This is a genomic window from Streptomyces sp. NPDC006393 (assembly GCF_040628575.1).
GTDB lineage: Bacteria > Actinomycetota > Actinomycetes > Streptomycetales > Streptomycetaceae > Streptomyces.
Map to the genome: position 1 here is coordinate 19,195 of NZ_JBEXZD010000066.1, position 25,475 is coordinate 44,669.

Annotated in this window: 25 protein-coding genes; 16 read left to right on the plus strand and 9 right to left on the minus strand. The window is 71.5% G+C overall.

The annotated features are described in order from the left end of the window. Positions 1 to 27: 27 nt before the first annotated feature. From ABZ484_RS24650 to ABZ484_RS24670, 5 genes are all read left to right on the plus strand, one after another. Positions 28 to 471, plus strand: coding sequence for a hypothetical protein (locus tag ABZ484_RS24650; protein ID WP_358868090.1), 444 nt, complete (start codon positions 28 to 30; stop codon positions 469 to 471). A gap of 388 nt (positions 472 to 859) precedes the next feature. Then, complete coding sequence (locus ABZ484_RS24655; protein WP_358868091.1) at positions 860 to 1,738, plus strand: TatD family hydrolase; 879 nt, start codon at positions 860 to 862, stop codon at positions 1,736 to 1,738. A gap of 112 nt (positions 1,739 to 1,850) precedes the next feature. After that, complete coding sequence (locus ABZ484_RS24660; protein WP_358868092.1) at positions 1,851 to 3,131, plus strand: ubiquitin-like domain-containing protein; 1,281 nt, start codon at positions 1,851 to 1,853, stop codon at positions 3,129 to 3,131. A 140-nt stretch (positions 3,132 to 3,271) separates the two neighbouring features. After that, complete coding sequence (gene rsmA, locus ABZ484_RS24665) at positions 3,272 to 4,144, plus strand: 16S rRNA (adenine(1518)-N(6)/adenine(1519)-N(6))-dimethyltransferase RsmA (RefSeq protein ID WP_358868093.1); 873 nt, start codon at positions 3,272 to 3,274, stop codon at positions 4,142 to 4,144. Continuing rightward, the gene (locus ABZ484_RS24670; RefSeq protein ID WP_358868094.1) at positions 4,141 to 5,034 is read left to right on the plus strand and encodes a 4-(cytidine 5'-diphospho)-2-C-methyl-D-erythritol kinase; all 894 of its coding nucleotides are present in this window, start codon (positions 4,141 to 4,143) and stop codon (positions 5,032 to 5,034) included. Before rsmA ends, ABZ484_RS24670 begins: the two co-directional genes overlap by 4 nt. A 14-nt stretch (positions 5,035 to 5,048) precedes the next feature. Here ABZ484_RS24670 and ABZ484_RS24675 read toward each other — a convergent pair whose 3' ends face one another. Continuing rightward, positions 5,049 to 5,654, minus strand: a complete 606-nt coding sequence (locus ABZ484_RS24675; RefSeq protein ID WP_358868095.1) for a Uma2 family endonuclease — start codon at positions 5,652 to 5,654, stop codon at positions 5,049 to 5,051. Between the two features lie 144 nt (positions 5,655 to 5,798). On the opposite strand from ABZ484_RS24675, the gene ABZ484_RS24680 reads away from it, so the two are divergent. From ABZ484_RS24680 to ABZ484_RS24695, 4 genes are all read left to right on the plus strand, one after another. Then, the gene (locus ABZ484_RS24680) at positions 5,799 to 7,607 is read left to right on the plus strand and encodes an ABC-F family ATP-binding cassette domain-containing protein (protein WP_358868096.1); all 1,809 of its coding nucleotides are present in this window, start codon (positions 5,799 to 5,801) and stop codon (positions 7,605 to 7,607) included. 289 nt (positions 7,608 to 7,896) lie between these two features. After that, complete coding sequence (locus ABZ484_RS24685; protein ID WP_358868097.1) at positions 7,897 to 9,846, plus strand: PQQ-binding-like beta-propeller repeat protein; 1,950 nt, start codon at positions 7,897 to 7,899, stop codon at positions 9,844 to 9,846. A gap of 79 nt (positions 9,847 to 9,925) precedes the next feature. After that, complete coding sequence (locus tag ABZ484_RS24690; protein WP_358868098.1) at positions 9,926 to 11,884, plus strand: PQQ-binding-like beta-propeller repeat protein; 1,959 nt, start codon at positions 9,926 to 9,928, stop codon at positions 11,882 to 11,884. 336 nt (positions 11,885 to 12,220) lie between these two features. Then, on the plus strand, positions 12,221 to 12,892 hold the full coding sequence (locus tag ABZ484_RS24695; protein WP_358868099.1) for a response regulator transcription factor: 672 nt from the start codon (positions 12,221 to 12,223) through the stop codon (positions 12,890 to 12,892). A gap of 87 nt (positions 12,893 to 12,979) precedes the next feature. On the opposite strand, the gene ABZ484_RS24700 is transcribed toward ABZ484_RS24695, so the two are convergent. Both ABZ484_RS24700 and ABZ484_RS24705 read right to left on the minus strand, forming a co-directional pair. Continuing rightward, positions 12,980 to 13,318: a hypothetical protein gene (locus ABZ484_RS24700; protein ID WP_358868100.1), complete on the minus strand. Its 339-nt coding sequence runs from the start codon at positions 13,316 to 13,318 to the stop codon at positions 12,980 to 12,982. A gap of 21 nt (positions 13,319 to 13,339) precedes the next feature. Further along, a complete protein-coding gene (locus ABZ484_RS24705) occupies positions 13,340 to 15,031 on the minus strand; it encodes a sodium:solute symporter family protein (RefSeq protein WP_358868101.1) in 1,692 nt (563 codons plus the stop codon). A gap of 247 nt (positions 15,032 to 15,278) precedes the next feature. On the opposite strand from ABZ484_RS24705, the gene galT reads away from it, so the two are divergent. The 3 genes from galT to galK are packed head-to-tail and all read left to right on the plus strand — an operon-like array spanning position 15,279 to position 18,486. Next, positions 15,279 to 16,340 (plus strand): galactose-1-phosphate uridylyltransferase, encoded by a 1,062-nt coding sequence (galT, locus tag ABZ484_RS24710; protein WP_358868102.1) that lies wholly within the window; start codon positions 15,279 to 15,281, stop codon positions 16,338 to 16,340. Further along, positions 16,337 to 17,305 (plus strand): UDP-glucose 4-epimerase GalE, encoded by a 969-nt coding sequence (gene galE, locus ABZ484_RS24715; protein WP_358868103.1) that lies wholly within the window; start codon positions 16,337 to 16,339, stop codon positions 17,303 to 17,305. The genes galT and galE overlap by 4 nt, the downstream gene beginning before the upstream one ends. A gap of 38 nt (positions 17,306 to 17,343) precedes the next feature. Beyond that, positions 17,344 to 18,486 carry a galactokinase gene (gene galK / locus ABZ484_RS24720; protein ID WP_358868113.1) on the plus strand — a complete coding sequence of 381 codons (1,143 nt, stop codon included), beginning with the start codon at positions 17,344 to 17,346 and terminating at the stop codon, positions 18,484 to 18,486. Between the two features lie 266 nt (positions 18,487 to 18,752). Here the strand turns inward: galK and ABZ484_RS24725 are convergent, their stop codons facing one another. Further along, entirely contained in the window at positions 18,753 to 19,196 is a 444-nt protein-coding gene (locus tag ABZ484_RS24725) for a GNAT family N-acetyltransferase (RefSeq protein WP_358868104.1), read from the minus strand. A 326-nt stretch (positions 19,197 to 19,522) separates the two neighbouring features. Here ABZ484_RS24725 and ABZ484_RS24730 point away from each other — a divergent pair, with 326 nt between their 5' ends. Then, positions 19,523 to 20,305 (plus strand): response regulator transcription factor, encoded by a 783-nt coding sequence (locus ABZ484_RS24730; RefSeq protein ID WP_358868105.1) that lies wholly within the window; start codon positions 19,523 to 19,525, stop codon positions 20,303 to 20,305. Here ABZ484_RS24730 and tamR read toward each other — a convergent pair. After that, positions 20,264 to 20,761, minus strand: a complete 498-nt coding sequence (gene tamR, locus ABZ484_RS24735; RefSeq protein ID WP_358868106.1) for a MarR family transcriptional regulator TamR — start codon at positions 20,759 to 20,761, stop codon at positions 20,264 to 20,266. The two genes, ABZ484_RS24730 and tamR, sit on opposite strands and share 42 nt — an antisense overlap. Positions 20,762 to 20,840: 79 nt before the next feature. Here tamR and ABZ484_RS24740 point away from each other — a divergent pair, with 79 nt between their 5' ends. After that, complete coding sequence (locus ABZ484_RS24740) at positions 20,841 to 21,719, plus strand: trans-aconitate 2-methyltransferase (protein ID WP_358868107.1); 879 nt, start codon at positions 20,841 to 20,843, stop codon at positions 21,717 to 21,719. Between the two features lie 3 nt (positions 21,720 to 21,722). Continuing rightward, positions 21,723 to 22,103 (plus strand): VOC family protein, encoded by a 381-nt coding sequence (locus tag ABZ484_RS24745; protein ID WP_358868108.1) that lies wholly within the window; start codon positions 21,723 to 21,725, stop codon positions 22,101 to 22,103. Here ABZ484_RS24745 and ABZ484_RS24750 read toward each other — a convergent pair. The 4 genes from ABZ484_RS24750 to ABZ484_RS24765 form a co-directional block, all read right to left on the minus strand. Next, positions 22,078 to 22,326: a type II toxin-antitoxin system RelE/ParE family toxin gene (locus ABZ484_RS24750; RefSeq protein ID WP_358868109.1), complete on the minus strand. Its 249-nt coding sequence runs from the start codon at positions 22,324 to 22,326 to the stop codon at positions 22,078 to 22,080. The two genes, ABZ484_RS24745 and ABZ484_RS24750, sit on opposite strands and share 26 nt — an antisense overlap. Continuing rightward, complete coding sequence (locus tag ABZ484_RS24755) at positions 22,323 to 22,574, minus strand: type II toxin-antitoxin system Phd/YefM family antitoxin (protein ID WP_306185893.1); 252 nt, start codon at positions 22,572 to 22,574, stop codon at positions 22,323 to 22,325. The genes ABZ484_RS24750 and ABZ484_RS24755 overlap by 4 nt, the downstream gene beginning before the upstream one ends. Before the next feature lie 61 nt (positions 22,575 to 22,635). Beyond that, positions 22,636 to 23,310, minus strand: coding sequence for a TetR/AcrR family transcriptional regulator (locus tag ABZ484_RS24760; protein WP_358868110.1), 675 nt, complete (start codon positions 23,308 to 23,310; stop codon positions 22,636 to 22,638). Continuing rightward, a complete protein-coding gene (locus tag ABZ484_RS24765; protein ID WP_358868111.1) occupies positions 23,307 to 24,317 on the minus strand; it encodes a fatty acid desaturase in 1,011 nt (336 codons plus the stop codon). The genes ABZ484_RS24760 and ABZ484_RS24765 overlap by 4 nt, the downstream gene beginning before the upstream one ends. Positions 24,318 to 24,626: 309 nt before the next feature. Here ABZ484_RS24765 and ABZ484_RS24770 point away from each other — a divergent pair. Beyond that, on the plus strand, positions 24,627 to 25,475 hold an 849-nt coding region (locus ABZ484_RS24770), incomplete at its 3' end, for a phosphoenolpyruvate carboxylase (RefSeq protein WP_358868112.1).

Consider the following 25,475-nt stretch of genomic DNA (forward strand, 5'->3'; position numbering starts at 1 on the left):
TTCGCCCAGCGGACACGAGGAGCTGGCATGAGCGAGATCACAGGGCAGGCCGGCCACCGCGGCGCGGCTGCCGCCGTCGTCAACGAGTCGTACTCCTTCGCCTGCATGCGATGCGGGCACGGCTGGGAGCAGTCGTTCGAGATAGAGCACCACACGGACGCCGACGGCAACGAGTTCGTGCTGTACGTGGCGGACGGCCGGGTCGTGCCGTCGCCGCTGTCCAGGCCCAGCTGCCGCAACTGCGACGGCCACGTCGTGCGGATCATGCGGGCGGGCCGGGTGTCGTCCGCACAGAGCCACCTGCACGAACACGAGCACCGGCACCAGCACCAGCACCCGGCAGGTCCCGTGACGGAGGACCCGGCACCCGAGTCCGCGCCCGGGGAGGAGGCGGGGACCGACCGGCCGGAGCCCCATCACTGGCACCTGTCCGACCTGCTGCACCCGTTCCACCACCGCAAGGCGGGCTGACGGAGCGGCGGGCGGGCGGTCGGTGGTCGGCCTGGGCCCGGCGGTGAGGCGAGCGGTCGATGGGCCGGCGGACGGCTCGAGGGCGGGCGCCCGGGCGCCCGGGCTGACGGCCGGCCGGCCGCCCGCACGCGCTGTGCGGACGGCTGGTCGGTGGGCCGCCGGTCGGTGAGCGGTCGACGGATGTCCGAGGTCGGTGGTGGGCCTGCGCGCGGCTACGGCCGGGTCGGGCGATCGGCCTGTGGTCGGCCTGTGGTCGGCCTGTGGTCGGCCTGCGGTCGGCCAGTGGCCGGTCCGTGCGCGGCCACCGGCGGGCCGGCTGGGCTGCGGCCGGCCGGCGCGGTGGCGTCGGCGGGTCCGTGAGGGCATGTCCCTTTCGTAGGATCGGGGCATGCCTTCCGATGCCGACAAGAACGCGGCGCCCCCGCTTCCGGAGCCCCTCCGGATACCGGTCGCCGACTCCCACACCCACCTCGACATGCAGTCCGGCACGGTCGAGGAAGGCCTGGCCAAGGCCGCGTCGGTGGGGGTGACCACGGTCGTCCAGGTCGGCTGCGACATCAAGAGTTCGCGCTGGGCCGCCGAGACGGCCGCCGCGCACGAGAGCGTCCACGCGACGGTCGCCCTCCACCCGAACGAGGCGCCGCGCATCGTCCACGGCGACCCCGACGGATGGTCCCGGCAGGGCGCCCGGCAGCCCGGTGGTGACGCCGCGCTCGACGAGGCACTCGCCGAGATCGACCGGCTGGCCGCGCTGCCCCAGGTCAGGGGCGTCGGCGAGACGGGACTGGACTACTTCCGCACCGGGCCCGAGGGCAAGGAGGCGCAGGAGAGGTCCTTCCGCGCCCACATCGAGATCGCCAAGCGGCACGGCAAGGCCCTCGTCATCCACGACCGCGAGGCCCACGCCGACGTCCTGCGCGTCCTGAAGGAGGAGGGCGCCCCCGAGCGGACGGTGTTCCACTGCTACTCCGGCGACGCCGAGATGGCCGCTGTCTGCGCCCGCGCGGGCTGGTTCATGTCCTTCGCCGGCAACGTCACCTTCAAGAACGCCCAGAACCTGCGGGACGCCCTCGCCGTCGCCCCGCTGGAGCTGGTCCTGGTGGAGACCGACGCGCCCTTCCTCACCCCGGCGCCGTACCGGGGGCGGCCGAACGCGCCGTATCTGATCCCCGTCACGGTGCGCGCGATGGCCGCCGTGCGTGGCATCGACGAGGACGCGCTGGCGGCGGCCCTCGCCGCGAACACCGCCCGCGCCTTCGCCTACTGACCGTCACGCGATGTACTGTCCGTAGTCGCGCCGCTTTGGAGAGTGACGGCCGCTCCGCTAGGTTCTGGGGCTCCGATCCGACCCCGGACCCAGCCCTGTGGAGTGTGTCTGCGTGAGCAGCCCGCCGTACGAGACGTACCGCCCGCCGTATGAGCCCTGCGGCCCGTCGTACGAGGCGTATGACGAGACCGCCGGGGCCCGTGGGACCGGTGGGCCGGAGTCCTCGGTTCCCCGGCAGGCGCGGCGGGGCGGGGCGCGGCGGGGCGTCCGGCGGCGCAGGGCGCGCTCCCCGGAGCGTCCGGAGACGGGCGTACGGCGGCTGCTGCCGCAGGCGCTGGTCGTCGCGTTCCTGGCGGGCGGCACCACCGCGTTCGTCGCCCAGGACAAGGCGATCGAGCTGAGCGTCGACGGCCGGCCGCGCACCCTGCACACCTTCGCCGACGACGTCTCCGAACTGCTGGCCGAGCAGGGCGTGCGGCTCGGGGCGCACGACACCGTGGCACCCGACCCCCGCGCCGCCCTCACCAGCGGCGACGAGATCGCGGTCCGCCACGGGCACCCGGTCCGGCTCACCCTGGACGGACAGCGGCACGAGCTGTGGACGACGGCGCGGACCGTCGAGGGGGCGCTCACGCAGTGGGGCGTGCGCGCCGAGGGCGCGTATCTGTCGGTCCCGGGCTCCCGGCCGATCGGCCGCACCGGAATCACGCTCGACGTACGCACCGAACGCGCGGTCACGATCATGGCCGACGGCCGCGCCCGCACCATCCGCACCAACGCCCCGACCGTCGGGCAGGCTGTGGCGGAGGCCGGAGTCACCCTGCGCGGCCAGGACACCACCTCCGTGCCGCCCGGCAGCTTCCCGCGCGACGGGCAGACCGTCACCGTGCTGCGCATCACCGGCATGCGCGAGGTGCGCGAGGAACCCATCCCCTTCACCGTGCGCCGCACCGCCGATCCCACCCTGTTCCGGGGCACGGAGATCGTCGAACGGGCCGGCCGGCCGGGGGTGCTCCGGGTCACGTACACCCTGCGCACCGTCAACGGAGTGCGGCAGCGGCCGCGACGCGTGGAGTCGGAGGTGGTGCGCGCGCCGCGCCCGCAGATCGTCAAGGTCGGCACACGGCCCCATCCGCCGTCGGTACGGGGCACCGACCACCTGGACTGGCAGGGGCTCGCGCGGTGCGAGTCCGGGGGCCGGCCGGACGCGGTGGACTCGTCCGGCACCTACGGGGGCCTCTACCAGCTCGACGAGGGCACCTGGCACGGCCTCGGCGGCCGGGGCCGCCCGCAGGACGCGTCGGCGGAGGAACAGACGTACCGGGCCAAGAAGCTCTACGTCCGGCGCGGGGCGAGCCCCTGGCCGCAGTGCGGGGACAGACTGCACGGCTGAGCCTCCGGCCGCGGTGCGGGGACGGACCGCACGGCTGAGCCTCTGGCCGCGGTGCGGGGACGGACCGTACGGCCGGGGGTGTCTCGTCGATCGGGCCGGACCGGGGCGAGACCCGGTCCGCACCCCCGTACCCTTGTGCCGTGAGCAGCCCCACCCCCGACGCCCTCCTGGGCCCCGCCGACGTCCGTGAGCTGGCGGCCGCCCTCGGCGTGCGCCCCACCAAACAGCGCGGCCAGAACTTCGTGATCGACGCGAACACGGTCCGCCGTATCGTCCGCACCGCCGACGTCCACCCCGAGGACGTGGTCGTCGAGGTCGGCCCGGGGCTCGGCTCCCTCACCCTGGCGTTGCTCCAGGCCGCCGACCGGGTGACCGCCGTCGAGATCGACGACGTGCTCGCCGCCGCGCTGCCCTCGACCGTGGCCGCCCGCATGCCCGACCGCGCCGGCCGGTTCGCCCTGGTGCACTCCGACGCCATGCACGTCACCGAGCTGCCGGGCCCGGCCCCGACCGCCCTGGTGGCGAACCTGCCGTACAACGTCGCCGTCCCCGTGCTGCTGCACATGCTCGACACCTTCCCGAGCATCGAGCGCACCCTCGTGATGGTGCAGTCGGAGGTCGCCGACCGGCTCGCCGCCGACCCCGGCTCCAAGGTGTACGGCGTGCCGTCCGTCAAGGCGAACTGGTACGCCGAGGTCAAGCGGGCCGGCGCCATCGGCCGCAACGTCTTCTGGCCCGCGCCCAACGTCGACAGCGGGCTGGTGTCGCTGGTGCGGCGCACCGAGCCGATCAAGACCACGGCCACCAAGGACGAGGTGTTCGCCGTCGTCGACGCGGCCTTCGCCCAGCGCCGCAAGACCCTGCGGGCCGCGCTCGCCGGATGGGCCGGATCGGCGGCGGCGGCCGAGGCGGCCCTGGTGGCGGCCGGGGTGTCGCCGCAGGCGCGTGGCGAGGCGCTGACTGTGGAAGAGTTCGCGCGTATCGCCGAGCACAGGGAGTCCGACAATCAGTGAGCGTCACCGTCCGCGTCCCGGCCAAGGTCAACGTCCAGCTCGCCGTCGGCGCCGCCCGCCCGGACGGCTACCACGACCTGGCGAACGTCTTCCTCGCGGTCGGCCTGTACGACGAGGTCACCGTCACGCCCGCGGACGAACTCCGCGTCACCTGCGAGGGCCCGGACGCCGGCCAGGTCCCCCTGGACCGCACCAACCTCGCCGCCCGCGCGGCCGTCGCGCTCGCCGCGCGCCGGGGCATCGAGCCGGCCGTCCACATCCACATCGCCAAGGACATCCCGGTCGCCGGCGGCATGGCGGGCGGCAGCGCGGACGGCGCGGGCGCGCTGCTCGCCTGCAACACGCTGTGGGGTACGGGTGCCTCGCGCGCCGAACTCCTCGCCATCTGCGCCGAGCTGGGCAGCGACGTGCCGTTCAGCCTGGTCGGTGGGGCGGCGCTCGGGACCGGGCGCGGCGAGCAGCTCACGGCGCTGGAGGTCGGGGGCACCTTCCACTGGGTGTTCGCGGTCGCAGAGGGCGGGCTGTCGACGCCGGCGGTGTACGGCGAGTTCGACCGGCTCAACGAGGGGATCGCGGTTCCCGCACCGGTCGCCTCCGATGACCTGCTGGCCGCGCTGGCGAAGGGCGACGCGACCGCCCTGGCCGCCGCGCTCTCCAACGACCTCCAGCCCGCGGCGCTGTCCCTGCGGCCGTCGCTGGCGGACACCCTCGATGCGGGGCGTGCGGCGGGGGCGCTGGCGGGGCTGGTGTCGGGGTCGGGGCCTACGACGGCGTTCCTCGCGGCGGACGCCGAGTCGGCGGCTGCGGTGGCGGAGGCGCTGCGGGCGTCGGGGACGTGCCGCGCCGCCCGGGTCGCGGAGTCTCCGGCGGCCGGGGCGGCGGTGGTGTGAGAGGTGGCTGGGCGCTAGAACTCGTCGATCGCAGTGAGGTCGACGTCGATGTCGTACGGCTTGTCGATCTTGACCCGGTCGCGGTGCATGCCCATGTGCACGTAGGACTTCGTGAGTGGGTCGAGTTCGTAGACGTGGACAAGCGGGTAACCGCTGGTTCCGTCGCGCTCGACGCGCCAGAAGTTCGGGATGCCGGCGGCGGCGTACTTCTGCGGCTTGGTCGTACGGTCGCGGGACTCCGAGTCCGGTGACACGACCTCGACGGCCAGCAGCACGTCCTGCGGCTGGTAGCTCGTCTGGTCCGGTCCGCTGACCGCATCGGCCAGGACCACGCTCACATCGGGCTCAGGGCCGTTGCGCCGGTCGAGGACGATGGTCATCTCCCGCTTCACCCTGAACTTCTTCGGAACGCTTCGCCTCAGGCCACTGACCAGCAGGTCGATCACGTCTGCGTGGAAGTTGCGCTGCGGACTCACGATGACGAGGCTCCCGTCGATCAGCTCGGTGTGCGGCGGGAGATCAGGCAATGTGAAGAGGTCGTCCACGGTGTAGCCGTCCTGCGGCGGCACCGGCCACTCGACACGGTGCTCTACGGGCTCGGCGGTCATGGTTCCTCCCATGGACGGGATCCTGCTGCCTGCCTCCACGGTAGCGGCCGTTTCCCGATCACGTCATCACAAAGAGTGACCATCGCCTCGCGCGTCACCCCCCACCCCCGAGGGCCTACGCTTGAAGGCTGACCCGCCCCCGCGCACAGGAGTGAAATGGCCGTCAACCTGGTCAATGTCGAGAACGTCAGCAAGGTGTACGGCACGCGTGCCCTGCTCGACGGTGTGTCACTCGGCGTGTCCGAGGGGGACCGGATCGGGGTCGTCGGACGCAACGGCGACGGCAAGACCACACTCATCCGGATGCTCGCCAAACTGGAGGAGGCCGACTCCGGGCGGGTCACACACTCCGGCGGGCTGCGGCTCGGGGTGCTCACGCAGCACGACTCCCTCGACCCCGAGGCGACCGTCCGGCACGAGGTCGTCCGGGACATGGCCGACCACGAGTGGGCGGGCAACGCGAAGGTCAGGGACGTGCTGACGGGACTGTTCGGCGGGCTCGACCTGCCCGGCTTCCCCAAGGGGCTGGACACCGTCATCGGACCGCTGTCCGGCGGTGAGCGTCGGCGCATCGCGCTGGCCAAGCTGCTCATCGAGGAGCAGGACCTGATCGTCCTGGACGAGCCCACCAACCACCTCGACGTCGAGGGCATCTCCTGGCTGGCCGGTCACCTGCGCGAGCGCCGCTCCGCGCTCGTGTGCGTCACCCACGACCGGTGGTTCCTCGACCAGGTCTGCACCCGCATGTGGGACGTGCAGCGCGGCGCGGTCCACGAGTACGACGGCGGCTACTCCGACTACGTCTTCGCGCGCGCCGAACGCGAGCGCATCGCCGCCTCCGAGGAGGCCAAGCGGCAGAACCTGATCCGCAAGGAGCTGGCCTGGCTGCGGCGCGGCGCCCCCGCCCGGACGTCCAAGCCGCGCTTCCGCGTCGAGGCCGCCAACGAGCTGATCAAGGACGTGCCGCCGCCGCGGGACCGCAGCGAGCTGATGAAGTTCGCCTCCTCGCGGCTCGGCAAGACCGTCTTCGACCTGGAGGACGTGACCGTCCAGGCCGGGCCCAAGGTGCTGCTCAAGCACGTCACCTGGCAGCTCGGCCCCGGCGACCGCATCGGTCTCGTCGGTGTCAACGGCGCCGGCAAGACCTCCCTGCTGCGCGCCATGCAGCAGGCCGCCCGGACCGAGGGCGAGGCACAGCCCGCGGGCGGCCGGATCGCCGTCGGCAGGACGGTGAAGCTGGCGTACCTGTCCCAGGAGGTCGCCGAACTCGACCCCACCTGGCGGGTCCTGGAGGCCGTGCAGCAGGTGCGCGAGCGCGTGGACCTCGGCAAGGGACGGGAGATGACCGCCGGCCAGCTGTGCGAGACGTTCGGCTTCACCAAGGAGAAGCAGTGGACGCCGGTGGGCGACCTGTCCGGCGGTGAGCGGCGCCGGCTCCAGCTGCTGCGCCTGCTCATGGACGAGCCCAACGTCCTCTTCCTCGACGAGCCCACCAACGACCTCGACATCGAGACGCTCACCCAGCTGGAGGACGTCCTCGACGGCTGGCCCGGCTCGATGATCGTCATCTCCCACGACCGGTTCTTCGTCGAGCGCACCACCGACACGGTGCACGCCCTGCTCGGCGACGGCACGCTGCGCATGCTGCCGCGCGGCATCGACGAGTACCTGGAGCGGCGCCGGCGCATGGAGGAGTCGGTCGCCGCGCAGGCCTCCGCCGCCGCGCCCAAGCCGGCGACGACGGAGAAGAGCGCCGCCGAACAGCGCGCCGCGAAGAAGGAACTCCAGAAGATCGAGCGGCAGTTGGACCGGATCTCCGAGAAGGAGTCCACGCTGCACGCCCAGATCGCCGAGAACGCCACGGACTTCGCGAAGGTGGCCGAACTCGACGCCCAGCTACGCGACCTGACGGGGGAGCGCGAGGAACTGGAGCTGCGCTGGCTCGAACTGGCCGAGGACGCATAGGCGGTGAAGGCCGGCGTGTGAAGACCGGCGTGTGAAGACCGGCGCGGGACGACCGGCGTGTGAAGACCGGCGCGCGCGCCGCGTGAAGGGGTCGTGAAGGCGCGTAACGGGGGCATCACAGGCCGGTTCTCCCTTGGGAACAGGGGCGGACGCGGCCCGGTGGCGTGTCGGCGCCGGGTGATAAGAAGGAGCGGCCGGAGAAGTGTCCGGCCTGTGTGAGTGCGACTCTGGGGCCTTCGCGAATCTCAGGGCGTGGCTAAAAATCAGTCGATGAGGGGGAAACGCGCTGATGACTCAGCCGCCCAACCAGCCGCCGCAGGGCGGATTCGGACCACCGGAACCGCAGGACCCACGGCAGGCCACACCTCCGCCTCTGGCGCAGCCGCCGCAGGGCGCCCCGCAGACCCCGCCGCCTCCGGCGCAGCCGCCGTCCGGTCCGCCCCAGCCCCAGCCCGGCTACGGCTACCCGCAGCAGCCCGGCCCCTACGCCCAGCCCGGACAGCCGGGCCAGCCCGGTCAGCCGGGGCCGACGGGACCGTACGCCCAGCCGGGCCCCTACGGCGCGCCCGCCGCACCCGGTACCCCCGCGCCCGGTGCCCCCGCGCCCGGCCCCTACGACCGACCGCCGCAGCCGGGGCAGCAGCCGGGGCAGCAGTCCGGTCCGTACGGCTACCCGCAGCAGCCCGGTCCGTACGGTCAGCCGGGCCAGCCTGGTCCGTACGGGCAGCAGCCCGGTTACGGCTACCCGCAGGCCCAGTTCCCGGGCGCGCCCGGCACCCCGCCGCCCGGCGGCGGCTCCCGCAACCCGTTCAAGGGCAAGCCCGCGGTCCTGATCGGCGCCGCGGTGGCCGCGCTGCTCGTCGTCGGCGGCACCGTGTGGGCCGTCACCGGCGGCGACGACGGCGGCAAGAAGAAGCCGGTCGCGCAGAAGAGCGGCGACTCCAAGCCCTCGGGGCCGGCCGCGTCCGGCGATCCGGTCAACCCCGGCGACGGCAGCGGCGACGGCGGCGACGACCCTGAGGACCTCAACTCGGGCCGCAAGGACGGCGAGGCGAAGGTGCTCTGGTACAAGGAGGCGCCCGACGCGCCCGGTTCCGGCGCCGACGCCCCCGGCATGTGGATCACCGACAAGGCGGCGGTGAAGGCGGCGTACAAGCAGGTCCTCGCCTACAACGTCGGCGACGGCAAGCCCACATGGGAGCCGATCACCTTCCCGCAGAAGATCTGTGCGGTGACCCCGCAGAAGTCCGCCGACGACAAGGTGGTCGTGGCGTACGAGAGCGGCTCCAGCGACCGCGCCACGTGCAACCAGCTCCAGCAGATCGACCTGAACACCGGCAAGAAGGGCTGGAGCACCAAGCTCTCCGAGGGCCAGCTGTTCGACAGCACGATCACCATCGAGCTGACCGTCACCGGCAAGACGCTGATGGTGGGCCGTTCCCAGTCGGGTGTCGCGTACGACATCGACAGCGGCCGCAAGCTCTACGACAAGAAGCGGTACGGCGAGGCCTGCTTCCCGAGCGCGTTCGCGGGCGGCACCCGGCTGATCTCGGTCTCGTCCTGCGGTGCGGGCAGCTCCAACGAGCACGACGAGGTGCAGGAACTCGACCCGGCCACCGGCAAGGTCAAGTGGACCAGGAAGATCCCCAAGGGCTGGACGGTCCAGCGGACCTTCTCCGTCGACCCCGTGGTGCTGTACTCGACCGACGAGAACAAGAAGCACTACAACATCTCGACCCTGAACAACAACGGGTCCGTCCGCTCCCAGGTCGACTCCAAGGCCACCTTCGACCCGCAGTGCGGCTGGGCCATCCTGGAGCGCGACCTCCAGGGCTGCCAGGCCGTCGCCTCCGACGCCACCACGCTCTACCTGCCCACGCGGGCGACCACCGGCGCCAACGAGGTCGTGGCCCTCAACCTCGCGACCGGCAAGGAGAAGTGGCGGGTGAAGTCCCCGCAGGACACCTCGATGCTGCCGATCAAGGTGGAGAACGGGAATCTCATCGCGTACGTCGAGCCGTCGTACGACGCGGGCGGCCAGGTCGTGTCCGTGGCGACCGCCGGGTCGAGCCACACCCCCGCCAAGCTGCTGCAGAACCCGCAGAGCACCGCGGAGATCGAGAACGGGTTCTTCTCCAAGGACGTCGACTGGGCCGACGGACGCTTCTACATCTCCACCACCCGGCTGAGCGGCAACGACGAGTCGAGGGAGAAGCTGATGCTCGCCTTCGGCAAGTGAGGCGAGGCCGGCCGCCCGAGCGCGGCCGGCGCCGTTGCGTACTCCTCCCGACCCCGTCCCGTTCATCCGAGGTACCGTCATGACCCAGCCGCCGCCCCCGCCGCCCAACCAGCCGCCGCAGCAGGGGGGTTTCGGCCCGCCGCAGGACCAGCGGCCCGAGCAGCCGCCGCAGGCCCCGCCCGCGCCGGGCGGCCCGGACCTCGCCAAGCCCCCGCAGCAGCCCGCCCCCGGCTACGGCTACCCGCAGGGCCCCCAGCCGCCCCAGGGCGCCCCGCAGACCCCGCCGCCTCCGGCCCCGCCGTCCGGCCCGCCGCAGCCCCAGCCCGGCTACGGCTACCCGCAGGCGCCCCAGCCCCCGCAGCAGCCCGCGGGCTACGGCTACCCCGGCGGGCCGGGCACGCCTGCCCCGGCGCCGAGCCCGTACGCCCAGCAGCCCGGCGGGTACGGCACCCCGCAGCCCGGCGTGTACAGCACCCCGCAGCCTGGCTACGGATACCCCGGACAGCCCGGGCATCCGGGTCAGCAGCCCACCGTGCCCGCGCAGGCACAGGCGGGCCCGTCGGGCGACGCGGAGAAGAAGAAGCAGCTGATGATCATCGTCGCGGCCGTCGTCGCGATCGCGCTGATCATCGGCGGCGGCGTCCTGTACTCGAGCTCGTCCGGCGACGGCGGCGGCAAGAAGGACACCGCCGGCACCAGCGGCGGCACCGGGGGCAAGGGCGGCGACAAGGACGGCGACAAGGACGGCGACAAGGACGGCACCGGCGGCACGCCGACCCGCGGCGACGAGAAGGTGCCGGCCGACACCAACGCCAAGGTGCTCTTCCAGGTGCCGATGCCGAAGGTGGACGACACCACCACCGTCTCCGGCTCCTGGCTCACCGACACGGTGTACGCCAAGAGCGGTGTCGCCGAGATCGTCGGCTACGACCCGGGCAAGGGCACCAAGCTGTGGACGATCAAGCTGCCCGGCCCGGTCTGCCAGGTCACCCGGCACGTCACGCCGGACCACAAGACGGTGGTCGCCTACGAGCCCGCCATGCCGACCAAGGACAAGCGCTACCACGGCTGCTCCCAGGTCTCGGCGATCGACCTCGACGCCGGAACGAAGCTGTGGACGCGGACGGTCAAGTCCGGCGACCAGTCGATCAACCTCGACAACGTCACCATCGGCGGGGGCACGGTCGCCCTGGGCAGCACCAGCGGCGGGGCCGCCTTCGACCTCGCCACGGGGAAGGCCCTGTGGACGCCGAAGCCGGGCGACACCTGCTACGACGCCGGCTACGCGGGCGGCGACAAGCTGGTGGCGGTGCGCAAGTGCGGTGACTACGACAACCCCCAGCTGCACATCCAGACCATCGACCCGAAGTCCGGGAAGGTGATCTCCGAGTACAAGATGGCGACGGGCGTCGAGTACGCGAGCGTGGTGTCGACGAATCCGCTGGTGGTCGCGGCGGACATCGGCGACTCCGCCAAGGGCCGCGGCATCTCCGACATCTTCAGCCTCGACAACAGGACGGGTGCCCTGCGCAACAAGATCTCGGTGCCCGCCGACCGGTACGCGGCCAAGTGCGACGGGATCACCCGGATCGAGGGCTGCTCCGGCATCGTGATCGGCAACGACCGGGCCTACCTGGCCACCGCCGAACACGACGGCAGCTCGGACAGCTTCCGCGACACCAACGAGGTCGTCGCCTTCGACCTCGGCAGCGGCAAGCAGACCGGCCAGCGCGCGGACGCGGGAGACGGCTACACCATCACCCCGCTACGCATGGACGGCGGCAACATCATCGCGTACAAGGAGCCGCCCTACGACAAGGGCGGTCAGATCGTGAGCATCGACGGCGCCTCGTTCAAGGAGACCAAGCTCCTGGAGAACCCGTCGGACCAGGCGGTCCGTGACGCGGAGACCAGCTTCTCGACGGACTACGCCGAGATCCTTTACCACAACGGGCGCCTGTTCATGTCCCAGGTCTACGCCTCGGACTTCTCCAGTTCGAGCGACCGTTATCTGGCCATCGCCTTCGGCACGGCCTGACGACGTACCGGTGAGACGGCCCGACGACGTGCGGGCGGCGCGGACGGCCTCGTCCCCGATCCGGGGGCGGGGCCGTCGCCGTACCCGCTCGTCACCTCTCGTGCCCCGTCGTCACCCGCGCGTGCGCCCCCGCACGTCACCGTCGTGCGCGCGGCGGGCCAAAAAGTCCGCCGATCCGGGGTGCTTCTCGCCGGTAGGGGCAGCGCGACGTCGAACTAGCGTGTAGCTTCCGGGGGCATGCGGGGCGGGACTGCCGGGGGGCTTCCCGCCCGTTCGAGCCTGTCGGAGCGTGGACGGCCCGATTGGGCATCCGTTGGGGGACTGGGGGGTTGCTCGATGGGAGTGCGGCTCATGGTGGTCGACGACCACCGACTGCTCGCCGAGGCGCTGGCCTCGGCGCTGAAGCTGCGGGGGCACCGCGTGCTGGCCGCCGCGGCACCGGCAGCGGGCGCGGCGGACCTGGTGATCAGCCGCGCGCCGGAGGTGTGCCTGCTGGGCACGGCGGCACCGGCCGAGCCGGGGGCGTTCGACCCGGTGGCGAAGATCAAGCGGGAACGCCCGCAGGTGGCGGTGGTCGTCCTCGGCCCCGTGCCCTCCCCGCGCGGCATCGCGGCGGCCTTCGCCGCGGGCGCCTCCGGCTACGTACGGCACGACGAGCGCATAGAGGGTGTGGAGCGCGCGATCATGAAGGCGCGTGCGGGGGAGGCGGCGGTGGCCCCGCAGTTGCTGCAGGGTGCCTTCGGCGAGCTGCTGAACCCGGCCGCCCAGCCGGACGACGAGGGACAGCGTCTGCTGCGGATGCTCACCCCGCGGGAGGTGGAGGTCCTGGTCCGGGTCGCCGAGGGCGAGGACACCCGGCTGATCGCGGCCGGCATGGGCATCGCCCCCAGCACCGCCCGCACCCACGTCCAACGCGTCCTGATGAAACTGGGCGTCGGCTCCCGCCTCGAAGCGGCGGCCCTGGCCGCCCGCACGGGCCTGCTGGACCGTGCGAGCAGGCCCACATGACCTCGGGCGGTCGTCCCGCCCACCTGGCCGCGGGCGGTCGTCCCGCCCACCTGGCCGCGGGCGGTCGTCCCGCCCGCGGCCGGGTCGTCACTCGGAGTCGGTCCCCTGGGGCGGAGCCATGGGCCGCAGCTTCAGCCACACCAGGAAGAACACCCCCAGCACCAGCATCCCGATCCCGGTCCACAGGTTGATGTTCACCCCCTGCGCCTTGTCGATCGCCGCCTGCGAGTCCGTGATCCCGGTGACCGTCACGATGATCCCGTACAGCACGAACAGCCCGCCGATGATCCGCCGCAGATCGAAGATCCGCGCGGCGGTCGCGGACTTGCCCTCCAGTTCGGTGACTTCCCGCTGCACATCCTGCTCGGAGTACCCGGAGGGCTCGGAGTGCCCGGAGCGGCGTGCGGAGTTCCCGGAGTCTGACATGGTCTTCCAATCCTCCCGCGATCAGAACGAGAACGGGATGTAGCAGAGGGCGGCGAGGACGACGGCGCCCCACCCGAGCAGCGCGGGCCTGCGGTACCAGGCCTCGTCACCGGGCGCGGCGGGCTCGGCCATGCCCGGCGAGCGGGTGCCGTAGACCAGGCCGCGCAGTTCCTCCTGCGGCCGGGGGCTGGTGAACAGCGACACCGCCACCATGACCACCGCGCCGGCGACGAATCCGGCGATCGCGGAGACGAAGTTGGCGCCCTGGTCGGTGGGGATGTCGATGACGCCGTGCTTGTAGAGGACGAAGTAGTTCACCATCGCCGCGGTCGTACCGGCGAGCAGCCCCCAGAAGCCGGATTTCTTCGACGCGCGCTTCCAGAACATGCCGACGATGAACACCACGAACATCGGCACGTTGAAGAAGGAGAACAGCGTCTGGAGGTAGCTCATGATGTTCGAGAACGACGACGCCAGGAACGCCGTGCCGATCGAGGCGAGCACGCCGATCGCGGTGATCAGCCGCCCGAACCGCACGTAGTAGGTGTCCTCGCGGTCCTTGACGACGTACTTGGCCCAGATGTCGTTGGTGAACACGGTGTTGAACGACGAGACGTTCGCCGCCATGCCGGCCATGAAGGCGGCGAGCAGACCGGTCACCGCGATGCCGAGCACGCCGTTGGGCAGCAGCTCCTGCATCAGGTACGGGATGGCGTCGTTGTACTGCAACCCGGAGCCGGAGGTGCCGATCTTCGGCACCAGGGCGGCGGCGACCAGGCCGGGGATCATCACCAGGAAGACGATGAAGATCTTCGGGAACGCGGCGATCAGCGGGGTGCGCTGGGCGGCGGAGAGGTTCTTCGCGGACAGCGCGCGCTGCACCTCGGCGAAGTTGGTCGTCCAGTAGCCGAAGGACAGCACGAAGCCGAGGCCGAGGACGATGGTGAGCCAGTTGGCGCCGAGCGGGTTGGCGTGGCCGATCCCGGTGCCGCCCCAGGCGGTGGTGAAGTTCTCGCCGTGGGCGGCGGTGAGCTTGTGGGTCAGGCCGTCCCAGCCGCCCACCTTCTTCAGGCTGAGCACCACGATCGGGATGAGGGCCGCGAGGATCACGAAGAACTGCAGCACCTCGTTGTAGATCGCGGAGGACAGGCCGCCGAGGGTGATGTAGGCGAGGACGAAGAAGCCGGCGACGACGATCGCCACCCACTGCGGCCAGCCCAGCAGCGCCTCCACGACGATCGCGAGGGCGTAGAGGTTCACTCCGGCGATCAGGATCGCGGCGAAGGCGAACAGGATCGAACTGAGCAGATGTGCGCCCCGGTCGAAGCGCAGCAGCAGGAACTCGGGCACCGAGCGCACTTTGCTGCCGTAGTAGAAGGGCATCATCACCAGGCCGAGGAAGACCATGGCCGGGATGGCGCCGATCCAGTACCAGTGCACGGTGTAGGCGCCGTACTGGGCGCTGTTGGCGGCCATGCCGAGGATCTCGGTGGCGGCCAGGTTGGCGGAGATGAACGCCAGTCCGGTGATCCACGCGGGCAGGGAGCGGCCGGAGAGGAAGAAGTCGAGGCTGGTCTTGACCGAGCGGCGCGCCGCGAAGCCGATGCCGAGGACGACCACGAAGTAGATGCCGAGGATCGTGTAGTCCAGGCCGTTGGTGGGGAGTCGTAGCTCCGCCGCCAGGTAGGCGGGTGCGTATGTGGGGGTTTGCATAAGAACTCGCTTCGTTGCGCGAACTGATCCAGCGGGGAACCTACGCCTTCGCGTTCAGAAATTGAACACTTTTGTTGGTGGTCTTTGTTTGATTGTGATGTGCAAGGGTGCCGAAGGGTTGTCGAAGGGCCGTCCAAGGGGTGCCGAAGGGTTGACGTCACAGGGGTGGTGGGTTGTGATGTGTTATGTTTGATTGTGTTGGGTGATGGAGTGCGGAGCGGACCTGGATCCGGTAGGGAGTCCGACAGTGAAGAAGACCTCGACCCGACTGGCCGACGGTCGTGAGCTCATCTACTACGACCTGCGGGACGACACCGTGCGCGACGCGGTCGACCGCCGGCCCCTGGAGCGGACCGTCACCACCTCCGAGATCCGCCGGGACGAGTTGCTCGGCGACGCGGTGGCCGTGGCCTCCCACCGCCAGGGCCGCACCTACCACCCGCCGGCCGACGAGTGCCCCCTGTGCCCCACCGAGGGCGAGCGGCTGACCGAGATCCCGGATTCCGCCTACGACGTGGTGGTGTTCGAGAACCGCTTCCCGTCGCTGGCCGGCGACTCCGGCCGCTGCGAGGTCGTCTGCTTCACCTCCGACCACGACTCCTCCTTCGCCGACCTGACCGAGGAGCAGGCGCGACTGGTGCTGGACGCCTGGACCGACCGTACGTCCGAACTGTCGCATCTGCCCTCCGTCCAGCAGGTGTTCTGCTTCGAGAACCGGGGCGCCGAGATCGGTGTCACGCTGGGACACCCGCACGGCCAGATCTACGCCTACCCCTTCACCACCCCGCGCACCGCGCTGATGCTCCGGTCGCTGGCCGCCCACAAGGAGGCGACCGGCGGGCAGAACCTCTTCGACGCCGTCCTGGCCCGCGAACTCGCCGACGAGCGGATCGTCCTGGAGAGCGACCACTGGGTGGCCTTCGTGCCGTACGCCGCGCACTGGCCCTACGAGGTCCACCTCTACCCCAGGCGCCGCGTCCCGGACCTGCTCGCCCTGGACGAGCCGACCCGCTCGGAGTTCCCACAGGTCTATCTGGAACTGTTGAGGCGCTTCGACCGGCTGTTCGGCGAAGGTGAGCCCCCGACGCCGTACATCGCGGCCTGGCACCAGGCCCCGTTCGGCGCGCTGGAGGAGTTCGAGGGTGTCGTCCGCGAGGACTTCGCGCTCCACCTCGAGCTTTTCACCATCCGCCGCACTTCCGGCAAGCTGAAGTTCCTTGCGGGCTCCGAGTCCGGCATGAGCGTCTTCATCAACGACGTGCCGCCGGAGCGCGCGGCCGAGCGACTGCGGGAGGTAGCGAGTTCATGAGCGGGAAGTACCTGGTGACGGGTGGCGCGGGCTACGTGGGGAGCGTGGTCGCCCAGCACCTGCTGGAGGCCGGGCACGAGGTCGTCGTGCTCGACAACCTCTCGACGGGCTTCCGCGAGGGTGTGCCCGCGGGCGCCGCCTTCATCGAGGGCGACATCCGGGACGCCGCCAAGTGGCTGCACCCCTCCTTCGACGCGGTGCTGCACTTCGCGGCGTTCTCGCAGGTCGGCGAGTCGGTGGTGAAACCGGAGAAGTACTGGGACAACAACGTCGGCGGCACCATGGCCCTGCTCGGCGCCATGCGCGAGGCCGGCGTGAAGAAGCTCGTCTTCTCCTCCACGGCCGCGACCTACGGCGAGCCGGTGAACACCCCGATCACCGAGACCGACCCGGCGGCCCCGACCTCGCCCTACGGCGCCTCCAAGCTCGCCGTCGACCACATGATCACCGGCGAGGCGGCGGCCCACGGCCTGGGCGCGGTCTCGCTGCGCTACTTCAACGTGGCCGGCGCCTACGGCACGTACGGCGAGCGCCACGACCCCGAGTCGCACCTGATCCCCCTGGTCCTTCAGGTCGCCCAGGGCCGTCGCGACGCCATCTCGATCTACGGCGACGACTACGCCACCCCCGACGGCACCTGCGTCCGCGACTACATCCACGTGGCGGACCTGGCCGACGCCCACCTGCTCGCCGTGCGGGCCGCCGTCCCGGGCGAGCACCTGATCTGCAACCTCGGCAACGGCAACGGCTTCTCGGTCCGCGAGGTGATCGAGACGGTCCGGCAGGTCACCGGCCACCCGATCCCGGAGGTCGTGGCCCCGCGCCGGGCCGGCGACCCGGCGGTCCTGGTCGCCTCGGCCGCCGCCGCCCGCGAGACGCTCGGCTGGAACCCGTCCCGCGCGGACCTCGCGGGCATCGTCGCGGACGCCTGGGAGTTCGCGCAGTACATCGCGAGGGAGCAGTAGTGGCGGCGCAAGAGACGGAAGAGACCCGGCGGGCCCGGGTGACGGCAGAAGCCTTCACGGCTCTCTACGGTGCCGAACCGGACGGAGTCTGGGCGGCGCCGGGCCGCGTCAACCTGATCGGCGAGCACACCGACTACAACGACGGCTTCGTGATGCCCTTCGCGCTGCCGCACGTCACGATCGCCGCGGTGGCGCGGCGCGAGGACGGCGTGCTGCGCCTGCACTCGGCGGACGTGCCCGGCGGCCCCGTCGAGCTGCGCGTCGACGACCTGGCGCCCGGTTCCGACAAGGACTGGACGGCGTACCCGGCGGGCGTGGTCTGGGCCCTGCGGGAGGCCGGCCACGCGGTGACGGGCGCGGACGTGCACCTGACGTCGACGGTCCCCTCCGGCGCGGGCCTGTCCTCCTCGGCGGCGCTGGAGGTCGTGGTCGCCCTCGCCCTGAACGACCTCTGTGCCCTGGGCCTGAAGGGCTGGCAGCTGGCCCGCCTGTGCCAGCGCGCCGAGAACGTCTATGTCGGCGCCCCGACCGGCATCATGGACCAGACGGCCGCGGCCTGCTGCGAGGCCGGCCACGCCCTGTTCCTGGACACCCGCGACCTGTCCCAGCGCCAGATCCCCTTCGACCTGGCGGGCCGGGGGCTGCGCCTGCTGGTGGTCGACACCCGGGTCAAGCACGCCCACAGCGACGGCGAGTACGGCAAGCGCCGCGCCGGCTGCGAGAAGGGCGCGGCCCTGCTGGGCGTGGACGCCCTGCGGGACGTCCCCTACGACGGCCTGGACGCGGCCCTGCGACAGCTGGGCGACGAGGAGGAGGTCCGCCGCCTGGTCCGCCACATCGTCACCGAGAACCAGCGCGTCGAACGGGTCGTCTCCCTCCTGGAGTCCGGCGACCCCCGCGCCATCGGCCCCGTCCTCACCGCGGGCCACGCCTCCCTGCGCGACGACTTCCGCATCTCCTGCCCGGAACTCGACCTGATCGTCGACACGGCCCTGAGCGCGGGCGCACTGGGTGCTCGTATGACCGGCGGCGGCTTCGGCGGCTCCGCGATCGTCCTCACGGAGGAGGCCGACGTCCCGACCCTGACCAAGGCCATCGAGGAGGCCTTCGCCGGCGCCGGCTTCACACCCCCCCGGATCTTCGAGGCAGTCCCCTCGGCGGGGGCCCGACGACTGGCCTGACGCCCCCAGACCAAGCGGCGGCGCCGACCACGACCCGGCGCCGCCCGCGAGATCCGGCCAGGAACCACGAAGTGCCCGGCGTCGTCAGGCACTTGGCAAGCCTCGGTAATGTCGTGCCCGCCTGCCGTCTTCAGAGGGCTGACGGCGCGCCAGGAGATACGGGGGACCTCAGTACACCGCGAAATCACTGTTTCTCTGCGTTGTCGGCTTCTGTCTTGCGGGGCCTTGCGGTCTGGTTCGGGTATGTGCGGTTCATGGGGGACCCGTCAGCGCAGTGGCTTGATCAAGGTGTACTCCGTGATGCCCGGCGGGTAGTCGGGGATCGCGCAGACCACCTTGTAGCCGTGTCGGCGGTAGAACTGCGGGGCCTGGAAGTCCCAGGTCTCCAGGCGGGCGCCGTGGCAGCCGCGTTCGTCGTGGGCGATGCGTTCGGCGCGGGTGAGGAGGCGGGAGCCGAGGCCCTCGCCCCGGTGCGGTGCGTCGACCCAGAGGTAGGTCACGTGCAGCCAGGTCGTCCAGGTGTGGCCGACCAGGCCGCCGGCCAGGCCGCCCGACTCGTCCAGGGCCCAGACGTGCAGGGGGATGTCACGTGCGGCGGGGGTTCCGCGCAGGGCGGCCAGGACCGGGGACGCGGCCGTGTTCGTGTCGCGGAGGCGGGAGCGGAGCAGATCACGGCGCTGCTTGTCGACTTCTGCCTCAATACGAAACATGCGGCACACCTTAAACGCGCCGGACGGTCAGTTCTGCGAATTGCCTTCCCCTTCCGGCCCCCGGCCGTACTCTGAGGAGCGGTACCGGTGGGGGCCGGTGCCGATCAGGGGGCGAGACAGCCGGGTACGACGCCCGAAGTGGGGGTAACTGTTCCGCATGGCGGCGGCCGTGCGGCGGTGGCGCCCACCCCGGGCGTCGTACCCGCGCCGGTGAGAGCGGTCAGCGCTGCCGGCGGTGTCAGCCGTGCCGGCGGTGTCGGTGGTGCCGACGTCTCGGACAATGGGAATCCCCTGCTCCGCCGAGGAGCTCGGGGAAGGGGGTTTCAGTGGTGCGTATCCGCGTTCTGGTCGTCGACGACCACCGCATCTTCGCCGAGTCGCTCGCCGCCGCGCTGGCCGCGGAGCCGGACGTCGACGTCTCCGCCGCCGGGTCCGGGCCGACGGCGCTGCGCTGCCTGGAGCGGGCCGGTGCCGAGGGCCGCCGCTTCGACGTGCTGCTCGTCGACGCCGATCTCGGTGGGAACGTGCCCGGGGGCCGGGCCGCCGTGCCCGTCCAGGAGGGCAACGCCGACGGGCTGGTGGACGGGATCTCCCTGGTCACCGGCGTACGCGGCGCACACCCCGGGGTGCGGACCGTCGTCCTCGCCGAGAAGGACGACCCGCGCCGGGCCGCGCTCGCCCTCCAGGCCGGCGCCTGCGGCTGGGTGGCCAAGGACTGCTCGCTGTCGCGGCTGCTCACCGTCATCCGCGGGGTGCTGCGCGACGAGACGCATCTGCCGCCGGCCCTGCTCACCGGCGTCCTGCGGGAGTTGACAGCCGCGCGCAAGCACCGCACCGAGAGCGAACGGCTGGTGGAGTCCCTGACGCCGCGCGAGCGTGAGGTGCTGCGCTGCATGGTCGCCGGACTGGGGCGCAAGGCCGTCGCCGAGCGCCTGTACCTGTCCCCGCACACCGTGCGCACGCACATGCAGAACGTCCTGGGCAAGCTCGGCGTGCACTCCACGCTCGCGGCCGTCGCCCTGGCCCGCCGGGCCGGGGTCGGGCCCGTCGACCTGGCCGGGGACGACCTAGCCGGGGATGTTGTCGAACGGGGCGGTCAGCTGGCGTAGCAGACCGGCGAGTTCGGCGCGCTGGGCGGAGGACAGTTCGGCCAGGATCGCGCGCTCCTGCTCCAGCAGGCCCGCGAGGGACTGGTCCGCGCGGTCGCGGCCCTCCTCGGTGAGGCGGACCAGCACACCGCGCCGGTCGCTGGGGTCGGGCAGCCGCTCCACCAGGCCCTTCTTCGCCAGCCGGTCGATGCGGTTGGTCATGGTGCCCGAGGTGACCAGGGTCTGGGTCAGAAGCTGTCCCGGGGAGAGCTGGTACGGCGCTCCCGCGCGCCTGAGCGCGGTCAGCACGTCGAACTCCCAGGGCTCCAGGCTGTGCTCGGCGAAGGCCAGCCGGCGTGCGCGGTCCAGATGCCGGGCCAGCCTGCTCACCCGACTGAGCACCTCGAGCGGTTCCACGTCGAGGTCCGGGCGCTCCCGCCGCCACGCCGCGACCAGCCGATCGACCTCGTCCTCCATGCGATCAGTGTAGTGGTTGTGTCGATGTGAAGTCTCTTGATATCAACTATCTTGGAGTCGAGATAATAGGGAGGCCGCCATGTCCGCCGAAAGTCCCGAAAGCCCCGAAAGTTCTGAAAGCACCCGCCGTGCCCGCCGCGCCGACAGTCCCGTCTGGGACCCCGCCCAGTACCTGCGCCACGCCGGCCACCGGGCCCGCCCCTTCACCGACCTCCTCGCCCACGTCCCGGACCTGCCCGCGGACCCGCACCAGCCCCGCATCGCCGACCTCGGCTGCGGCCCCGGCAATGTCACCGTCCTCCTCGCGGACCGCTGGCCCACCGCGCACATCACCGGCTACGACAACTCGCCCGAGATGCTCGACAAGGCCGTGGTGGATCACGAGGGCCCCACCCCCGGCGGCGGCCGCCTCGACTTCACCGCCGCCGACGCCCGCACCTGGACGCCCACCGAGCCGTACGACCTGATCGTCAGCAACGCCACCCTCCAGTGGGTGCCGGGGCACGTGGAGCGCTTCGCCGACTGGGTGGCGGCCCTCGAGCCGGGCGGCGCCTTCGCCTTCCAGGTGCCCGGCAACTTCTCCGCCCCCAGCCACCGGCTGATGCGCGACCTCGCCGGTTCCGCCCGCTGGCGCGACCGCCTCGGCGACGTCCTGCGGCACGAGGACGCGGTGCTCGCCCCCGAGGCGTACCTGGAGCGGCTGACCGGGCTGGGCTGCGCGGCCGATGTGTGGGAGACGACGTACATCCACCTGCTGACCGGCCAGGACCCCGTCCTGGACTGGGTGAAGGGCACGGGCCTGCGCCCGGTCCTCACGGCGCTCGCCGACGACCCGGAGGCCCGCGACGCGTTCCTCGCCGAGTACCGGGCCGCGCTGCGCGAGGCGTACCCGGCCGGTCCGCACGGCACCCCGTTCCCGTTCCGCCGCCTCTTCGCGGTCGCGGTCAAGGAGGCGTGACCCATGCTCACGGCCATCGACCATGTCCAGCTCGCCGCCCCGCCCGGCTCCGAGGACGAGCTGAGGGCGTACTACGCCGGCGTCCTCGGCATGACGGAGATCCCCAAGCCGCCGGTCCTGGCCGCGCGCGGGGGCTGCTGGTTCCAGGCCGGGTCCGTCCAGCTCCACCTGGGCATCGAGAACGACTTCCGGCCCGCGAAGAAGGCCCACCCCGGGCTGAGGGTGACGGGCATCGAGGCGTACGCGACCCGGCTGGCCGAGCGCGGCGCGCGGGTGACCTGGGACGACGACCTCCCCGGCCACCGGCGCTTCTACTCGCAGGACCCGGTGGGCAACCGGCTGGAGTTCCTGGAGCCGGTCAGGCTGTCCGGCCCAGATGCGTGATCAGGATGCGGACCACATCGTCTTCGATGACGTAGAAGACGCGGTAATCGCCGACGCGCAGGCGGCGGATATGGGGTCCATAAGGGGTGGAGTTGGCTGGGCGCGGTGTCTCGGCCAGCCCGTCGACGGCTTCGTAGACGGCCGCGAGCCCGGTCGGATCGTCCTTGAGGAACCGTACGGCCTCGTCCGTGGCACCCGGCTCCCAGATGATGCGGTAGGTCACGGACGCAGCCCCAGGATGCGGCCCACTTCCTCGTGCGGGATGCCCTCGCCCAGCGTCCCCTCGGCCTTGCGCCGCAGATAGTCGGAGACGGCCAAGGCGTCTTCGAGATCCTCTATCACCTGCGGCGAGACGAGGAGCGCGGCCACGTGTCCGTGATCGGTGAGAGCGATGGTCTCGCGGCTGTGCGCTGCACGTCGGACGAGGTCGCCGAGCTGGGAGCGGGCTGCGCTGATCGCGATCTGAGTCATGCGGCCATGTTTCCACAAGGTCGATCTAACTGCCCACTAGTGTCACCTTTTCCGGTGAGCCTCAGCTCTTCCGGTGCCCCATCAGCCGCGGCTTCGGTTCCAGGCCGTCCAGGCCGTGCCAGGCCAGGTTGACCAGATGGGCGGCCACCTCCGCCTTCTTCGGGCGGCGCACGTCCAGCCACCACTGGCCGGTCAGGGCGACCATGCCGACCAGCGCCTGGGCGTAGAGCGGGGCCAGCTTCGGGTCGAAGCCGCGGGACTTGAACTCGCGGCCCAGGATGTCCTCCACCTGGGTGGCGATGTCGGAGATCAGCGACGCGAAGGAGCCCGTGGACTGGGGGATCGGGGAGTCGCGGACCAGGATGCGGAAGCCGTCCGTGTACTCCTCGATGTAGTCCAGGAGTGCGAAGGCCGCCTGTTCGCACAGCTCCCGCGGATGGCCGGCGGTCAGCGAGCTGGTCACCATGTCCAGCAGGCGCCGCATCTCGCGGTCCACCACCACCGCGTACAGGCCCTCCTTGCCGCCGAAGTGCTCGTACACCACCGGCTTGGACACCCCGGCCTTCGCCGCGATCTCCTCCACCGACGTGGCCTCGAAACCCTTCGCCGCGAACAGGGTGCGACCGATCTCCAGCAGCTGCTGGCGGCGCTCGGCACCGGTCATACGGGTGCGGCGGGTGCGCCGCGGCTTGTCGCTGCTGGGAGTGCTGGAGTCGGTCGCCACGGCGTCAATCATGCCGCCTCGGCGCTCTCCTTCCGGTGCCGGGAGCCGCGTTCGTCGGTGTTCCGGCGGGAATCGATACGCGAGCGTGACGGCCAGCGCACGTCGTACGCCCAGCCGAGCTGCTCGAACCAGCGGATGATCCGGGCGGACGAATCCAGCTGGCCGCGCTCCACACCGTGCCGGGCGGAGGTCGGGTCGGCGTGGTGCAGGTTGTGCCAGGACTCGCCGCAGGACAGGATCGCCAGCCACCACACGTTGCCCGAGCGGTCCCGCGACTTGAACGGGCGCTTGCCCACCGCGTGGCAGATGGAGTTGATCGACCAGGTCACGTGGTGCAGCAACGCCACCCGGACGAGCGAACCCCAGAAGAACGCCGTGACCGCACCCCACCACGACATCGTCACCAGGCCGCCGATCAGCGCCGGCAGCACCAGCGACACGGTCGTCCACAGCACGAACTGCCGGGAGATCCGCCGCATCGCCGGGTCCTTGATCAGATCCGGCGCGTACTTGTCCTGCGGGGTCTGCTCCTCGTCGAACATCCAGCCGACATGCGCCCAGTACAGGCCCTTGACCAGGGCGGGAATCGTCTCACCGTACTTCCACGGCGAGTGCGGGTCGCCGTCCGCGTCCGAGAACTTGTGGTGCTTGCGGTGGTCGGCCACCCAGCGCACCAGCGGGCCCTCGACCGCCATCGACCCCGCGATGGCGAGCGCCACCTTCAAGGGCCGCTTGGCCTTGAAGGAACCGTGCGTGAAGTGGCGGTGGAAGCCGATCGTGATGCCGTGGCAGCCGAGGAAGTAGAAGAAGACCAGCAGACCGAGGTCCAGCCAGCTCACCCCCCACCCCCAGGCCAGCGGCACCGCGGCGAGCAGCGCCAGGAACGGAACGGTGATGAACAGCAGCAGCGTGATCTGCTCGATCGAACGCTTCCGCTCGCCGCCCAGAGTGGCGGAGGGCATCACGCCGACGGCGGCCTCCGGGGCGTCGTCGAGCACATCGGAGGAGCTTGTGGTCATGGGCGTCCCCTGTGGGGTCGAGGGTCGTGACAGATGCCGGTGGTGCCGGTGGTGCCGGTGGGTTTCGGAAACGACCAGCTCCCTACGGTTCCGTAACCTACGGCGACGTAAGTATGGCAGTGCGTCGCCGCGCGGCAAGAGCCCCTGGCCTGCGCGTCCCGGCCGACACCTAGACTTGGAGTCGGTCGGACAGCGCGGTCCGCTCTGAAGATTCCTTCCCGGATGCCCGGTCCGTATGCGGCAGCCGCCGCGCGGCACCCATCCGGGTCCCCTCCCAGACGAGCTTCAACACTGCAAGGAGCCGCACCTGTGAGCAGTGCCGACGACCAGACCACGACCAGCAGCGAGCTGCGCGCCGACATCCGCCGACTGGGTGACCTCCTGGGGGAGACCCTGGTGAGGCAGGAGGGCCCCGAGCTCCTCGACCTGGTCGAGAAGGTACGCCGCCTCACCCGCGAGGACGGTGAGGCCGCCGCCGAGCTGCTGCGCGGCACCGAACTGGAGACCGCGGCCAAGCTGGTCCGCGCCTTCTCCACCTACTTCCACCTCGCCAACGTCACCGAGCAGGTCCACCGCGGACGCGAACTGCGCGCCCGCCGCGCCGCCGAGGGCGGCCTCATCTCCCGCACCGCCGACCGGCTCAAGGACGCCGACCCCGAACACCTGCGCCAGACCGTCCAGCACCTCAACGTCCGCCCGGTGTTCACCGCGCACCCCACCGAGGCCGCGCGCCGCTCCGTCCTCAACAAGCTCCGGCGCATCGCCGCGCTCCTGGAGACCCCGGTCCTCGAATCCGACCGCCGGCGCCTGGACACCCGGCTGGCCGAGAACATCGACCTCGTCTGGCAGACCGACGAACTCCGTGTCGTCCGCCCCGAACCCACCGACGAGGCCCGCAACGCCATCTACTACCTCGACGAACTCCATGCCGGCGCCGTCGGCGACGTCCTCGAGGACCTCACCGCCGAACTGGAGCGCGTCGGCGTCAAGCTCCCCGACGACACCCGCCCCCTCACCTTCGGCACCTGGATCGGCGGCGACCGCGACGGCAACCCCAACGTCACCCCCGACGTCACCTGGGACGTGCTGATCCTCCAGCACGAACACGGCATCAACGACGCCCTCGACATGATCGACGAGCTGCGCGGATTCCTCTCC

Bases quoted from the DNA above. Each gene is read 5' to 3' on its own strand.
- ABZ484_RS24725 (WP_358868104.1), bottom strand. From the start codon at position 19,196: ATGTTTCGTATTGAGGCAGAAGTCGACAAGCAGCGCCGTGATCTGCTC.
- ABZ484_RS24680 (WP_358868096.1), top strand. From the start codon at position 5,799: ATGGCCGTCAACCTGGTCAATGTCGAGAACGTCAGCAAGGTGTACGGC.
- ABZ484_RS24745 (WP_358868108.1), top strand. From the start codon at position 21,723: ATGCTCACGGCCATCGACCATGTCCAGCTCGCCGCCCCGCCCGGCTCC.
- ABZ484_RS24690 (WP_358868098.1), top strand. From the start codon at position 9,926: ATGACCCAGCCGCCGCCCCCGCCGCCCAACCAGCCGCCGCAGCAGGGG.
- ABZ484_RS24700 (WP_358868100.1), bottom strand. From the start codon at position 13,318: ATGTCAGACTCCGGGAACTCCGCACGCCGCTCCGGGCACTCCGAGCCC.
- ABZ484_RS24675 (WP_358868095.1), bottom strand. From the start codon at position 5,654: ATGGGAGGAACCATGACCGCCGAGCCCGTAGAGCACCGTGTCGAGTGG.
- ABZ484_RS24655 (WP_358868091.1), top strand. From the start codon at position 860: ATGCCTTCCGATGCCGACAAGAACGCGGCGCCCCCGCTTCCGGAGCCC.
- ABZ484_RS24740 (WP_358868107.1), top strand. From the start codon at position 20,841: ATGTCCGCCGAAAGTCCCGAAAGCCCCGAAAGTTCTGAAAGCACCCGC.
- ABZ484_RS24705 (WP_358868101.1), bottom strand. From the start codon at position 15,031: ATGCAAACCCCCACATACGCACCCGCCTACCTGGCGGCGGAGCTACGA.
- ABZ484_RS24755 (WP_306185893.1), bottom strand. From the start codon at position 22,574: ATGACTCAGATCGCGATCAGCGCAGCCCGCTCCCAGCTCGGCGACCTC.
- ABZ484_RS24650 (WP_358868090.1), top strand. From the start codon at position 28: ATGAGCGAGATCACAGGGCAGGCCGGCCACCGCGGCGCGGCTGCCGCC.
- tamR (WP_358868106.1), bottom strand. From the start codon at position 20,761: ATGGAGGACGAGGTCGATCGGCTGGTCGCGGCGTGGCGGCGGGAGCGC.
- galE (WP_358868103.1), top strand. From the start codon at position 16,337: ATGAGCGGGAAGTACCTGGTGACGGGTGGCGCGGGCTACGTGGGGAGC.
- ABZ484_RS24760 (WP_358868110.1), bottom strand. From the start codon at position 23,310: ATGATTGACGCCGTGGCGACCGACTCCAGCACTCCCAGCAGCGACAAG.
- ABZ484_RS24765 (WP_358868111.1), bottom strand. From the start codon at position 24,317: ATGACCACAAGCTCCTCCGATGTGCTCGACGACGCCCCGGAGGCCGCC.
- ABZ484_RS24695 (WP_358868099.1), top strand. From the start codon at position 12,221: ATGGGAGTGCGGCTCATGGTGGTCGACGACCACCGACTGCTCGCCGAG.
- ABZ484_RS24685 (WP_358868097.1), top strand. From the start codon at position 7,897: ATGACTCAGCCGCCCAACCAGCCGCCGCAGGGCGGATTCGGACCACCG.